Raw genomic sequence first — 13,384 nt, 5'->3', positions numbered from 1 at the left:
CTTTTTTGTTGCTTACCAAGCGACGCCGAAGCCGGCGGTGTAGCGGGTCTTGCTCAAGTCCGCATCCTCGGTGCCGCTGATGATGTCGCGCTCAGCCTTGAGGTTGAGGGATGCCCAGTCGGTGACCTTGTAGCGCAGGCCCATTTCCGCATCCAGCGCGTAGTCAGCCACGCCGGACAACGGCTTGCCGACTTCGCCATTGGTGAAGAACTCGACCTTCTTGCCGATCAGGTAGCGGTTGTAGTCCCACTTCATGGCGACTGAATAGAAGTTGTCCTTGCTGCCATCGCGATACTGGTAGTCCGTGCGGTTGAGCAGCGAGCCGAGGGAGAACGCCCCCAGCTCGTCATCCCAGAACTGGTAACCCGGACCGGTACCGACCACGCGTTGGCGCGCCAGCTCTTCGATGTGATCGCGCTTGTAGTTCAGGCGGCCCTGCCAGAACCACTTGTCCGTCAGGAAGCGGTCGAGTGCGTACTCGGCGCGCCAGTTGTCGGTGGTGGTCACGTCGTCCTGCACTTCGCGGTTGTACTCGCCCTCGGCGGTGTGCCGCCAGCGACCATGGCGGGCGGACGTCTTGAAGCCGATGTCGTAGTCGTCGGTGTCCTTTTCCGCACGCTGGTAATCCAGCGCCAGGTCGACATTGCCCTTCCACACCAGATCCTCGACCACCGGTTTGGGCTTGAGAATCTGCTGAATGCTCGCCAGCTCCACGGTTTTCGGCGCTTCGCCGTTGGCAAGGATGACCTTGCCGTCTTCGGCAGCGGTCAGCGACTTGGCCTTCTCGCCGTTGTAGGCGTCCTGCTTGACCAGCAGTTCCTGATCGCTCTCCAGGGTCTTGACCTGCTTCCAGTCGATGGTGACGGCCCCGGCGTACTGGGTCTGGACCAGCAACTTGCCGCCGTCGAACAGCGTGATTTTACCGCTCAGCTTGTCACCGTTCTTCAACCAGACGGTGTCGGCAAGCAAAGGTGTGGACGCACTGAAGACAGCAAGGCACAGCAGGGTTCTGGACAACATAAGCGAATCGAAGACTCAAGTTTGCGAAAAAAGGGTCGGCATTATCCGTAGGAATAATTCCCTGACAAGGAGTGACCCGGCTAATTCTGTTGAGTTCATTTCTCAATTGCCCCTCCACCGATTACGCTTAAGGACATAACGCGATCAAGCTCAGGAACCGCGCACGTGACAGACCCGATGCATGCCTGCGAAAACGATCCGCAAATCCGACGCACGGCACTCTATTCCACCCTCGCCCAAGTGCCTGAGGGCAAAGTCGTCAGCTATGGTCAGTTGGCCGAACTGGCGGGATTGGGGCGCGCCGCCCGCTGGGTCGGCCGGACCCTGAGCCAATTGCCCGGCGACACCAAACTGCCCTGGCACCGCGTACTCGGCGCCGGCGGTCGGATCAGCCTGCCGGCGGGCAGCCCGTCCGGGGACGAACAGCGGGCTCGATTGCGCATGGAAGGCATCACCGTCCTGAACAATCGTGTGGATATTCGGCGCCATGGCTGGCGTCCGGTAGAGCACAGCGGTTAGAGTGCGCGCTTTGTTTTCGCAATCTTGAGGCAGACTTCAGCCCATGCCCCGTAAAACCTGGCGCGCCGCGCTCGCCGCCTATGCCAGTCCTTCGACGCTCGTGCTGTTGTTGCTGGGTTTCGCCGCCGGCCTGCCGTACATGCTGGTGTTCTCGACACTTTCGGTCTGGCTGCGTGAAGCCGGTGTGGCCCGCGAGACGATCGGCTACGCCAGCCTGATCGGTCTGGCCTACGCCTTCAAATGGGTCTGGTCGCCCCTGCTCGACCAATGGCGCCTGCCGCTGCTGGGCAAGCTGGGTCGTCGCCGTTCGTGGCTGGTACTTTCACAGACGCTGGTGATCCTCGGTCTGATCGGCATGGGCTTTTGCGACCCGCAAAAACACCTGTCCTGGCTGATCGCTATCGCTGTGGTTGTCGCCTTCGCTTCCGCCACCCAGGATATCGCCGTCGACGCCTATCGACTGGAAATCGCCGAAGACAACCGCCAGGCCGCACTGGCCGCCAGTTACATGTCCGGTTATCGGATCGCCGCCCTGCTCGCGACCGCGGGTGCGCTGTTCTTCGCCGAGGGCTTCGGCTCTACAGGCTTCAAGTACCAGCATTCGGCCTGGACCGGCACCTACGTGCTGTTCGGTGCCCTGATGGTGCCTGCCCTGCTCACCACCCTGCTGATGCGCGAGCCGCCGGTGCCCTTGCGCACCCAGTTGCAGGCGGGGCGTTACACCTTCATGCATCAGTTGATGTCGGTGTTCGTGCTGATCATTTTGCTGGTCTCCGTGCCGGCGATGTTCACCCAGCTCTACAACACCGACTTCGCCAGCGTGCTGTTTGGCGACATGAGCCCGCTGGACCTGCTGCTGGAAGACCGGGCGTTCCTGCGCGCGATCCTCTACACCACGCTGACCTGCCTGTGCCTCTCGGCCATGGGCCGTCGCGGTCTGGCGCCGGTGCTGACACCGGTCAACGACTTCATCCTGCGCTACCGCTGGCAGGCGTTGCTGCTGCTCGGCCTGATCGCGACCTATCGAATGTCCGACACGGTGATGGGCGTGATGGCCAACGTGTTCTACATCGACCAGGGTTTCACCAAGGACCAGATCGCCAGCGTCAGCAAGATCTTCGGTCTGATCATGACCCTCGTCGGCGCCGGCATGGGCGGTCTGCTGATCGTGCGTTTCGGCATCCTGCCGATCCTGTTCATCGGCGGCGCCGCGTCGGCGGGCACCAATCTGCTGTTCCTGATGCTGGCCGACATGGGCCCGAACCTGCAGATGCTGGTGGTGACGATTTCCCTCGACAACTTCAGTTCGGGCCTGGCCACCTCGGCGTTCGTCGCCTACCTGTCGAGCCTGACCAACCTGAAGTTCTCCGCCACCCAGTACGCCCTGCTCAGCTCGATCATGCTCCTGCTGCCACGCCTGATCGGCGGCTACTCCGGGGTGATGGTGGAGAAATTCGGTTATCACAACTTCTTCCTCATCACCGCGCTGCTCGGTGTTCCGACCCTGGTGCTGATCGCCCTGCACTGGTTCCAGGAAAGCCGCCGCGAAGGCCCGACGCCGACCCCGGAACCTGCACCGACCTCCGTCGTGGAAGAATCGTAAGACATCTCGCACCCGGCGAGAGGCTTCGCGCCGGGGTTGCACTTCTGTACGTCGGCGGATCTCGCCGTTACACTGCTCCGTCATTTCCAGTCATAGCAACCGACAACGGCCAACCATGCGCACCAGTCAATTTTTGCTCGCCACACAGAAAGAAACGCCTTCCGACGCGGTCGTGATCAGCCACCAGCTGATGCTGCGCGCCGGCATGATCCGCAAACTCGCCTCGGGCCTGTACACCTGGCTGCCGATGGGCTTGCGAGTGATGCGCAAGGTGGAAGCCATCGTTCGCGAAGAAATGAACGCCGCCGGCTCTCTGGAAGTGTTGATGCCGAGCACCCAACCGGCCGAGCTGTGGCAGGAATCGGGACGCTGGGAAGAATACGGCCCTGAGCTGCTGCGCATCAAAGACCGCCACGGTCGTGATTTCTGCGCGGGCCCGACCCACGAAGAAGTGATCACCGATCTGATGCGCAACGAGTTGAGCAGCTACAAACAGCTGCCGATCAACCTGTACCAGATCCAGACCAAATTCCGTGACGAAATCCGTCCACGCTTCGGCCTGATGCGCGGTCGCGAATTCATCATGAAGGACTCGTACTCCTTCCATGCGGATCAGGCATCGCTGCAGATCACCTATGACCGCATGCACGAAGCGTACTGCAACATCTTCACCCGCCTGGGCCTGAAGTTCCGTCCGGTGGAAGCCGACAACGGGTCGATCGGTGGCGCCGGTTCCCACGAGTTCCACGTGCTTGCCGAGTCCGGCGAAGACGACATCGTCTTCAGCAACGGTTCCGACTACGCGGCGAACATCGAGAAGGCCGAAGCCGTGCCGCGTGAAACCTCGCGCGCCGCGCCAAGCGAAGAGCTGCGCCTGGTCGACACACCAGACACCAAGACCATCGCGGCCCTGGTGGAGAAATTCAATCTGCCGATTGAAAAGACCATCAAGACCCTGATCGTGCACGCGGAAGAAGAAGGCAAGCTGATTGCACTGATCATCCGTGGCGACCACGAGCTGAACGAAATCAAGGCTGCCCAGCAACCTGGTGTTGCCAGCCCGCTGGTCATGGCCTCCGATGCCGAACTGCGTGACGCCATTGGCGCCGGTGCCGGCTCCCTCGGCCCGCTGAACCTGCCTCTGCCAATCATCATCGACCGTTCGGTCGAGCTGATGAGCGACTTCGCCATCGGTGCCAACATCGACGACAAGCACTACTTCGGCGTGAACTGGGAGCGTGACCTGCCGGTTCCGACCGTGGCCGACCTGCGTAACGTCGTGGCTGGTGACCCAAGCCCGGACGGCAAGGGCACCCTGGAAATCAAGCGCGGCATCGAAGTCGGGCACATCTTCCAGCTGGGCAACAAGTACAGCAAGGCGATGAAGTGCGAAGTGCTGGGCGAGAACGGCAAGCCGGTGACCCTGGAAATGGGTTGCTACGGTATCGGCGTTTCCCGCGTGGTGGCTGCCGCCATCGAGCAGAACAACGACGAGAACGGCATCATCTGGAGCGACACCCTGGCGCCGTTCCAGATCGCCCTGGTGCCGCTGCGCTATGAAACCGAGCTGGTGCGCGAAGCCACCGACAAGCTGTACGCGGAACTGACCGCGGCCGGCTTCGAAGTGCTGCTGGACGACCGCGACAAGAAAACCAGCCCGGGCATCAAGTTCGCGGACATGGAGCTGATCGGCATTCCGCACCGGATCGTGGTCAGCGACCGCGGCCTCGCCGAAGGCAACCTGGAATACAAGAGCCGTACCGAAGGCCAGGCGCAAGCGCTGCCGGTTGCCGACGTGCTGTCCTTCCTTCAGGCCCGTATCCGCCGCTGAAACCAGATAGAGACGTCATGTTCAAGCGAAACACCTTAGGCCTCGGTGGTGCCGCCCTGTGCGGCACCCTGCTGGTCAGCGGCTGTGCCAATCACATGTCACAACGCAGCGAGCACGAGGAACGTGTCGAGCGCAAACTGCTCGATCACAGCCTGCAGATCGATGTCGGCGAGCCCAAGGTGCTTGAGCTGCCGCAACGGCGCGTGAAGATCAACGAACAGAAGACTTTCGAAGTCACCGAGTTCGAGGTCACCCGCCATTACGACCGTTACACGCCTTACCAGCCATGGCGGGAGATCTACGAGATTCCGCTGGGCGCGGTGGCGGTGGTCGGCGGCGTCGGCGCGAACGTGGTCAACGTGTTTGCCCTCGGCAATCTGCCCGACAGCGTGACACGGGACTGGCTCAGCTACGGTTTCGCCGGCCTCAACCCGTTCATGAACGTGCAATCCAACGGTCGCGCGCAACAGAACCTGGCCGGCATCGACGAAGTCCAGCGCGACAAGCGCACGGAATATTCGAGCCTGCCGTGGAGCGAGCGCCCGGTTCAGGTCAAGGTTGGCAAGCAGACCTTCGACATGACCACCGATCGAAACGGCGTGCTGCGCCTGAACCTGCTGGACAGCCCGTTCGCCGAAAACGACCTCAATCATGTGGGCAAACTGCAGATCAGCGTCGAAGACGGCAAGGATGACGTGCATTCCGATTCGTCTTTGGCGATCAGCACTCACCTGCGCGGCAAGCTGCTGGAAGCTCACGGGCTGATCTACGACGATCTGGAAGACGACGAAGTGAGCCAGTGGGTGCACCGGGTCAAGCGTCTGTCGGAACTGGGTCTGGAAGAAGAAGCCAGTGAACTGGAACAAAGCCTGATCGAACTGACCCGCAACGATCCCGAGTTGCAGGCCGAATTCCTCAAGTCCCTGACCCGGGATGCGGGGCGTCTGGTGGCGGATCCGGGGCCGAACTGAACCCCCTGAAAAAATGCCCGAACCTGCTTCGGGCATTTTTTTGTCCGTCTATCGCTCGAACAGCTCCATCTGCTCGAACCCGCCGCGCAAATCCTCCAGCCGCACACCCACTCCTAATAGCCGTACCGGTTTGCCACCGCGATTGAACGCTTGCGTCAGCATCAACTGGTAACTGCCCAGATCCCGCCCTGCCCCCGCCTGTTCCAACGTGGTCTGGGTAAAATCGTGAAACTTCACTTTGACGAACGGCTTGCCCGGCCGGTAGCTGCTGTCGATCCGCGCCATGCGGGTTTTCAGGGTTTCCAGCAATTCCGGGAGCTTGTCGAGGCAACTGCGCAGGTCCGGCAGATCGACGTCGTAGGTGTTTTCGACACTGATCGACTGACGGCGACTGTCGTTGTGTACCAACCGCTCATCAATCCCACGGGCCAGACTCCACAAGCGCTCGCCGAAACTGCCGAATTCCCGCACCAGCGCCAGCTTGTCCCACTCGCGCAATTGCAGACAGTCACTGATACCGAGCCTGCTCAGCTTGTCGGCGGTGACCTTGCCCACCCCGTGCAACTTGCTCACCGGCAGACCACTGACAAAGTCTTCGACCTGATCCGGGGTGATCACGAACAAGCCGTTGGGCTTTCTCCAGTCGCTGGCGATCTTGGCCAGAAACTTGTTCGGCGCCACGCCGGCGGAGACGGTGATGTGCAACTGATTGGAAACCCGGCGACGAATGTCCTGGGCAATGCGCGTGGCGCTGCCGCCGAAATGCGCGCTGTCCGAGACATCAAGATAGGCCTCGTCCAGGGAAAGCGGCTCGATCAGGTCGGTGTAATCGCTGAAGATCGTATGAATTTCCTTCGAGGCCTCGCGATAGGCATCCATTCGCGGCTTGACGATGGTCAGGTCCGGGCACAGCTTCAAGGCATGCCCGGACGACATCGCCGAACGAACGCCATAAGCCCGCGCCTCATAGTTGCAGGTGGCGATCACCCCGCGCCTGTCCGCCGAGCCACCCACCGCCAACGGCTTGCCGGCGAGACTCGGGTCATCTCGCATCTCGATGGCGGCGTAGAAACAGTCACAGTCGACGTGGATGATTTTTCGCTGAGTCATGACAGAAAAGGAAACATGGCGAGCCGGACCGGCAGTATCTCACTGACACCTGTATATAGCACCAGTGGTATGAATGTTCTTTTCAGTTTGTAGGAAACGGACCTTGAATTTATTTTCTCAATCGAAAACCAACCTCCAATAGAGCTGAAACCCTTGCCCTGCCTGACCTGCAGCCCCCGAAAAGACCGTCCGTCAGCGCTAACCGATTGAAGCTGAAGAGGTTTTATCCAAATTGAAGGTTGACACCCCGGCGTTCCTCTGTAGAATGCCGCCACACAGACGCGGGATGGAGCAGTCTGGTAGCTCGTCGGGCTCATAACCCGAAGGTCGTCGGTTCAAATCCGGCTCCCGCAACCAAACATCAGAAAAGGCCAATCGAAAGATTGGCCTTTTTTGTGCGCGTCTGTTTTTCACGACGATACACGGCGTTCTGCGAACAGGAATCCGTTTCAATTCCGAAACTTAAGCAGCCACCTGCGACCGTTTGCCGCGATTGCACACTTATTTGACCCTTCTCGGGATTATCGGTTGACACCCCGCCGTTCGCCTGTAGAATGCCGCCACACAGACGCGGGATGGAGCAGTCTGGTAGCTCGTCGGGCTCATAACCCGAAGGTCGTCGGTTCAAATCCGGCTCCCGCAACCAAACATCAAAAAAGGCTACTCGAAAGAGTGGCCTTTTTTGTATCTGTGGAAAAAGTCCTTTCGCAACAATGATCTGTCACTGTGCAGTACCGTTCAGGATCTGAAGACCGCCAAGTTGCGACTATGCTTGAAGTCGCGGGCAAGGCGTCTGCAATCCAGGAGCTGCCCTCGCCGATACCCGGTGAGAGGCGTAGTATTTTGTGATTATTTTTTTCTACAGGGATTGGTAACTTGGCTGGATACCTCCATCCTGTCGCGCACAATCCAAGAGGTGATTGATGCGCGCCAACTCGTCTGATTCACAAGACACCGTCACAGCGAACCCACCGATCAAGCCTGAGCGTCTGCGCCTGCTGGATCGGATCAGCAAATACCGGCAACCGATCGGTCTGGCGGTCACTTTGCTGCTATTCGCCATTGCGCTGATTGCCTGTCGCCATCTGCTCAGCGAACTCGATCTCGACGCCTTGCACGACTCGATTCTCGACGTGCCGAAACCGGCCCTGCTCGGTGCCCTCGGTGCGACGGTCGTCGGCTTCATTATCCTGCTCGGCTATGAATGGTCGGCCAGTCGTTATGCCCGCGTGACGCTGGCGCCGAAAGTGCTGGCACTGGGCGGTTTCACCGCGTTTGCCATCGGCAACGCCATCGGCCTGTCGATGCTGTCCGGTGGGTCGGTGCGTTACCGTTTATATGCACGACATGGACTGGGCGCTTCCGAAGTCGCGCACATGACCCTGTTCGCCAGCCTGTCGCTGGGCTGCGCCCTGCCGCCGCTGGCCGCGCTTGCGACCCTGAGCAACCTGCCAGCGGCTTCACAGGCACTGGGGCTGTCCGAGACCTTGTTGGGCACGATTGCCGGCGTGGTGCTGCTGCTCGGCGCGATCCTGGCCATCGGCATCTATCGCCGTCGCCTGCCGGAGCAGCCTTATCCGGACAACCTGCTGGTCCGAGCCGGTCGTCGCACCCTGCGTCTGCCGGGTCGTCGCCTGACGTTCCTGCAACTGGTCATCACCGCCCTCGACGTCGCCGCCGCTGCGACCGTCCTTTATCTGCTGCTGCCGGAAGCGCCACCCTTCCGTGCGTTCCTGCTGGTTTACTTGCTGGCCCTGGCCGCCGGCGTACTCAGTCACGTTCCGGGCGGTGTGGGGGTCTTCGAAGCGATTCTGCTGGCCGCGTTCGCCGACAAGCTCGGCGCCGCGCCACTGGCCGCTGCCCTGCTCCTGTATCGCCTGATCTATGTGGTGCTGCCGTTGCTGGTGGCCTGCGTGCTGTTGCTGCTCAATGAAGGCCAGCGCCTGTTTCAGTCGCAGACCATGCGTGCGGCTTCCGGTCTGGCGGCACCGATTCTCGCGGTGCTGGTGTTCCTGTCCGGCGTGGTGCTGCTGTTTTCCGGGGCGACGCCAGAGATCGACACCCGCCTGGAACACATCGGTTTTCTGATTCCTCACCGTCTGGTCGACGCCTCACACTTTGGCGCCAGCCTGATCGGTGTGCTGTGCCTGATGCTCGCTCAGGGCCTGCGTCGCCGGTTATCGGCGGCGTGGATGCTGACCACCATTCTGTTGCTGGTGGGCGCCCTGCTCTCGCTGCTCAAGGGTTTCGACTGGGAAGAAGCGACCCTGATGACCCTCACCGCCGCGCTGCTGGGGGTGTTCCGCCGTTCGTTCTACCGCCCGAGCCGTCTGACCGAACTGCCGTTCTCGCCGCTGTATCTGGTGGCCAGCCTGTGCGTACTCGGTGCTTCGACCTGGCTTTTGCTGTTCGCTTATCAGGACGTCCCTTACAGCCATCAACTGTGGTGGCAGTTCACCCTCGACGCCGACGCCCCGCGCGGCTTGCGCTCGCTGCTCGGCGCCGCCGTGTTGCTGCTGGTGATTGCCTTGACCTGGCTGCTGCGCACTGCTCGCCCGGTGATTCACCTGCCGACACCCGATGAGCTGGAACGCGCCTCGAAAATTCTGATGGCCTCCTCGCAACCGGACGGTGGCCTGGCCCTGACCGGTGACAAGGCGCTGCTGTTTCATCCCAACGACGAAGCCTTCCTGATGTACGCCCGTCGCGGCCGCAGCCTCGTGGCCCTGTACGACCCGATCGGCCCCGGCCAGCAACGGGCCGAAATGATCTGGCAGTTCCGCGACCTGTGCGACATCCATCACGCCCGCCCGGTGTTCTATCAGGTGCGCGCCGAGAACCTGCCGTACTACATGGACATCGGCCTGACCGCAATCAAGCTGGGCGAGGAAGCCCGGGTCGATCTGCATCGCTTTGACCTGGAAGCCAAGGGAAAGGAGATGAAGGACCTGCGCTACACCTGGAACCGTGGCACCCGTGACGGCCTGTCGCTGGAGATCCATGAGCCGGGCCAGGCGCCGATGGATGAGCTCAAGGTGATTTCCGATGCCTGGCTGACCGGCAAGAACGTGCGCGAGAAAGGCTTCTCCCTCGGCCGTTTCAGCGACGATTACCTGAAGCATTTCCGCATTGCGGTGATTCGCTTCGAAGGTCGCCCGGTGGCGTTCGCCAACCTGCTCGAGACCTACAGCCATGACCTGGCCAGTCTCGACCTGATGCGCGCGCACCCGGACGCCCCCAAGCTGACCATGGAATTCATGATGGTCGGTCTGATTCAACACTATAAGAGTCACGGATACGCGCGCTTCAGCCTGGGCATGGTGCCGCTGTCGGGGTTGCAACCCCGGCGCGGTGCACCGCTGACCCAGCGTCTGGGCTCGATGGTTTTCCGCCGTGGTGAGCAGTTGTACAACTTCCAAGGCTTGCGCCGCTTCAAAGACAAGTTCCAGCCTGACTGGGAACCCCGTTATATGGCCGTGCCCGCCGGACTCGATCCGCTGGTGGCGCTGGCCGACACTGCTGCCCTGATCGCGGGCGGCTTGACTGGATTGGTGAAACGCTGATGATTCAACGCTCCCTGAAGTACATCCTGGTCGCACTGCTGGTGCTGGCCGCGATTGCCGGCGGCGGTTTCTGGTACCTCAAACGCCCGGCACCGGAACCGACCCTCGAACAGCTCACCCCGGCCGATGGCGCCGCCATGACCCGGGTCATCCCCGGCACCAAGCCCAAGGCGCAGGTGCTGGTGGCGGTCAACGACGACCAGAAACTCAGCGACAAGCAACTGAGCACCCTGAGCCGCAGCGCCTCGGCGCAGATCGTTCAGGTGATTCTGCCCAAGGACTGCCTGCTGCAAAGCCGCGCCCTGCAAGCCGGCCTGCGTGAACTGAACGGCCCGGCGACCCTGGTCAGCGGCATCGGCCCCGGCGCCGTGCTGGCGTGGCGCTGGCTGTCCGAGCAGAAGGACGACAAGGCTCAAGCCGTATCGGTCGACCTGGCCCTGGAAAAACCCGGCTGCACCCACCTGCTGCCAAAAGCCGCCGCCCACGGCCACTGGCTGGTGGCGTGGAACGACAACCCGGACGACACCAGCGCCGGTTTCGTACGCGATCAACCGAACGCAGAAACCAGCATCAGCGACTACGACATCAACCTGCCGCAAGTGCTGAACAACGAACTGCGCAAGATCCTCGTCGGCGGCGACAAGGCCAACGGTGGCCTGCAGATCCCGGTGGTGGAAGTCCCGGCCGGCCAGGCCAAGGACACCGTGACCCTGTTCCTGTCCGGTGACGGCGGCTGGCGCGATCTGGACCGCGACGTGGCCGGCGAAATGGCCAAGATCGGCTACCCGGTGGTCGGCATCGACACCCTGCGCTACTACTGGCAGCACAAGAGCCCGGAACAGAGCGCCCTGGACCTGACCGAACTGATGCAGCACTACCGCCAGAAATGGGGCACCAAGCGCTTCATCCTGACCGGCTACTCATTCGGCGCCGACGTCCTGCCGGCCATCTACAACCGCCTGCCGGAAACCGAGCAGCAACGCGTCGACGCAATCATCCTGCTGGCCTTCGCCCGCACCGGCAGCTTCGAAATCGAAGTCGAAGGCTGGCTCGGCAACGCCGGCAAAGAAGCCGCCACCGGACCGGAAATGGCCAAACTGCCACCGGCCAAGGTCGTGTGCATCTACGGTGAAGAAGAAACCGACGAAAGCGGCTGCACCGACAAGACGGCGGTGGGCGAAGCGGTGAAACTGCCTGGCGGCCACCACTTCGACGAGAACTACCCGGCGCTGGCCAAGCGTCTGGTGGATCTGATCGAGAAGCGCCAGAACTCGGCGCAGGTGGCGGAAGAGTGATCTGAAGCGCCCCCAAAAAAGCCCCCGCAACCTTAGGGTTGCGGGGGCTTTTTTACGCAAACTTGAAGCACTTCCTGCCAGTCAAACCCTGTATCGATGCCAAGACTAAAACTGAACATCTATCCATGTGATGTCATCTTCAACCTCGATACAGCTGCCATCCGGCGATTCTAACAAGCTGCTTTGCTGCGACTCGGTTAGCTCCGCCCAAAAGCCATCGGTTGCAAACACCAGTCGCTCTCTTAAACCCAACGGATGAAACACAAAGTCAGGGGTCGGTGGGCGACTCACCTTCAAGCATCGAGTCACCCGGTGCCGAGCCGGATCCTGCGCCAGCTCGAAGTGGGAACGGTCACGCCTCCAATTGGCTTTACAGTGCGGCGACGTAATCCATTCGATCACGCCTGCCGACGTCACAACACCGCAAGAACAATCACCCTCATACGCAAGCGTGAGTTTGCCATGAGCAGCGACACCCATCACATAACAAGCGGCGCCTGTCTGGCTTGCAAACAAGACGGGATGGAGGTCGGCCAGCATAGAAACCAGTACCTGTTCAACCGCTCCGTACTCAGTGATATCGAGGCCCTGATCAAAGTGTTTTGACCAGACCGCTAAAACACTTTTCACAAAGGACTCAGCCAACTGGCCGCTGCCAACCCTCGAAGTACCGTCTGCGATAACAAATACGCCGCTCTCTCCATCACAGAGCGCTCCAGCAAAGTCATGATTGGTTTGCCTGGCTCGCCCCGTTAGCGATCTGGCGTGGTATTTCATGCGCTGCCCAGTTCTTTCATGCGCCCATGAATGATTTGCCCTCTTCCCGGATTGGCTTGTACCGAGCCAGAGCTTTCAATCACATAGTCGACGCCACCGAGCCCCCTGAGTGCTCGAACTCCAGTCGTGATGAACTCCTTTAGCTCGGAATCCGCTTGTCGAACCTCTTCTAAAAGCTCTGGACGTCCATCAATCAAGATAATGATGTCCTCGACATCTTTATGGTATGGATCGCCACCGCCCCGACCGGTGAAGGCTTCCAGTTTTGTCGCAAGAAAATAGGTCGGTTTGAATATCTGGATTACGGTACCGCTGGGCAATGTAAATTTATCAGCCCGTGCCAAGCCCTCTACAAACCAGCGGTTGGCATATCCGAGAACCTCGGGATCAGATGGCATCACATCAACGACGATATCGTTGAAGCGGAAACGACAGTTGACTTCATCCTCGCCGGTAATCTTGAAATTCCTGGCCGACAATCGTTCGGTAAGCTGCTGCCAGGCGCTAATACCCGCCAGCTCGATCACCAGGTCAACATCATCGGTGAAACGAATGTCGTCCAGCACAACAGGATCGGTTACCAGCATGGCTGTGGTGCAACCTCCAACAAACGCAACCTCCACGAGAAACGCCTCTCCCAAGCCTTCGGCGACAAACTCTATCAGCTCGTAGTTGTGATCAGCGTTTGATGACAT

General features: G+C 60.6%; 10 protein-coding genes and 2 tRNA genes. 8 read left to right on the top strand and 4 right to left on the bottom strand.

All coding sequences use genetic code 11. The features are described 5' to 3' along the window. Positions 1-12 precede the first annotated feature (12 nt). On the bottom strand, positions 13-1,020 hold the full coding sequence (locus CAF74_RS25480) for a DUF481 domain-containing protein (RefSeq protein ID WP_085748169.1): 1,008 nt from the start codon (positions 1,018-1,020) through the stop codon (positions 13-15). 177 nt (positions 1,021-1,197) lie between these two features. Between CAF74_RS25480 and CAF74_RS25475 the strand changes: the two genes are divergently transcribed. The 4 genes from CAF74_RS25475 (at position 1,198) to CAF74_RS25460 (ending at position 5,944) form a co-directional block, all read left to right on the top strand. Next, entirely contained in the window at positions 1,198-1,539 is a 342-nt protein-coding gene (locus CAF74_RS25475; protein ID WP_011332761.1) for an MGMT family protein, read from the top strand. Positions 1,540-1,582: 43 nt separating this feature from the next. Next, positions 1,583-3,142, top strand: a complete 1,560-nt coding sequence (locus tag CAF74_RS25470) for an AmpG family muropeptide MFS transporter (protein WP_085748168.1) — start codon at positions 1,583-1,585, stop codon at positions 3,140-3,142. Between the two features lie 115 nt (positions 3,143-3,257). Then, positions 3,258-4,973, top strand: a complete 1,716-nt coding sequence (locus CAF74_RS25465; protein WP_085748167.1) for a proline--tRNA ligase — start codon at positions 3,258-3,260, stop codon at positions 4,971-4,973. Between the two features lie 17 nt (positions 4,974-4,990). Then, a complete protein-coding gene (locus tag CAF74_RS25460) occupies positions 4,991-5,944 on the top strand; it encodes a hypothetical protein (RefSeq protein WP_085748166.1) in 954 nt (317 codons plus the stop codon). 48 nt (positions 5,945-5,992) lie between these two features. On the opposite strand, the gene dinB is transcribed toward CAF74_RS25460, so the two are convergent. Further along, on the bottom strand, positions 5,993-7,054 hold the full coding sequence (dinB, locus tag CAF74_RS25455; protein ID WP_085683305.1) for a DNA polymerase IV: 1,062 nt from the start codon (positions 7,052-7,054) through the stop codon (positions 5,993-5,995). A 280-nt stretch (positions 7,055-7,334) separates the two neighbouring features. Between dinB and CAF74_RS25450 the strand changes: the two genes are divergently transcribed. The 4 genes from CAF74_RS25450 (at position 7,335) to CAF74_RS25435 (ending at position 11,912) form a co-directional block, all read left to right on the top strand. Then, positions 7,335-7,411 (top strand) — tRNA-Met (locus tag CAF74_RS25450). A 212-nt stretch (positions 7,412-7,623) separates the two neighbouring features. Further along, positions 7,624-7,700: transfer RNA gene (locus CAF74_RS25445), tRNA-Met, on the top strand. Between the two features lie 277 nt (positions 7,701-7,977). Then, on the top strand, positions 7,978-10,617 hold the full coding sequence (gene mprF / locus CAF74_RS25440) for a bifunctional lysylphosphatidylglycerol flippase/synthetase MprF (RefSeq protein ID WP_085748165.1): 2,640 nt from the start codon (positions 7,978-7,980) through the stop codon (positions 10,615-10,617). Beyond that, the gene (locus CAF74_RS25435; protein WP_011332755.1) at positions 10,617-11,912 is read left to right on the top strand and encodes a virulence factor family protein; all 1,296 of its coding nucleotides are present in this window, start codon (positions 10,617-10,619) and stop codon (positions 11,910-11,912) included. The genes mprF and CAF74_RS25435 overlap by 1 nt, the downstream gene beginning before the upstream one ends. 105 nt (positions 11,913-12,017) lie before the next feature. Here CAF74_RS25435 and CAF74_RS25430 read toward each other — a convergent pair whose 3' ends face one another. Both CAF74_RS25430 and CAF74_RS25425 read right to left on the bottom strand, forming a co-directional pair. Then, positions 12,018-12,689 carry a PP2C family serine/threonine-protein phosphatase gene (locus CAF74_RS25430; protein WP_085748164.1) on the bottom strand — a complete coding sequence of 224 codons (672 nt, stop codon included), beginning with the start codon at positions 12,687-12,689 and terminating at the stop codon, positions 12,018-12,020. After that, positions 12,686-13,384 carry a hypothetical protein gene (locus tag CAF74_RS25425; RefSeq protein ID WP_085748163.1) on the bottom strand — a complete coding sequence of 233 codons (699 nt, stop codon included), beginning with the start codon at positions 13,382-13,384 and terminating at the stop codon, positions 12,686-12,688. Before CAF74_RS25425 ends, CAF74_RS25430 begins: the two co-directional genes overlap by 4 nt.

The sequence above is a fragment of the Pseudomonas sp. R45(2017) genome, assembly GCF_002112305.1.
GTDB lineage: Bacteria > Pseudomonadota > Gammaproteobacteria > Pseudomonadales > Pseudomonadaceae > Aquipseudomonas > Aquipseudomonas paraglycinae.
Note: the sequence above shows the minus strand (reverse complement) of the source record. Positions and strands in the feature narration are given on the sequence as shown.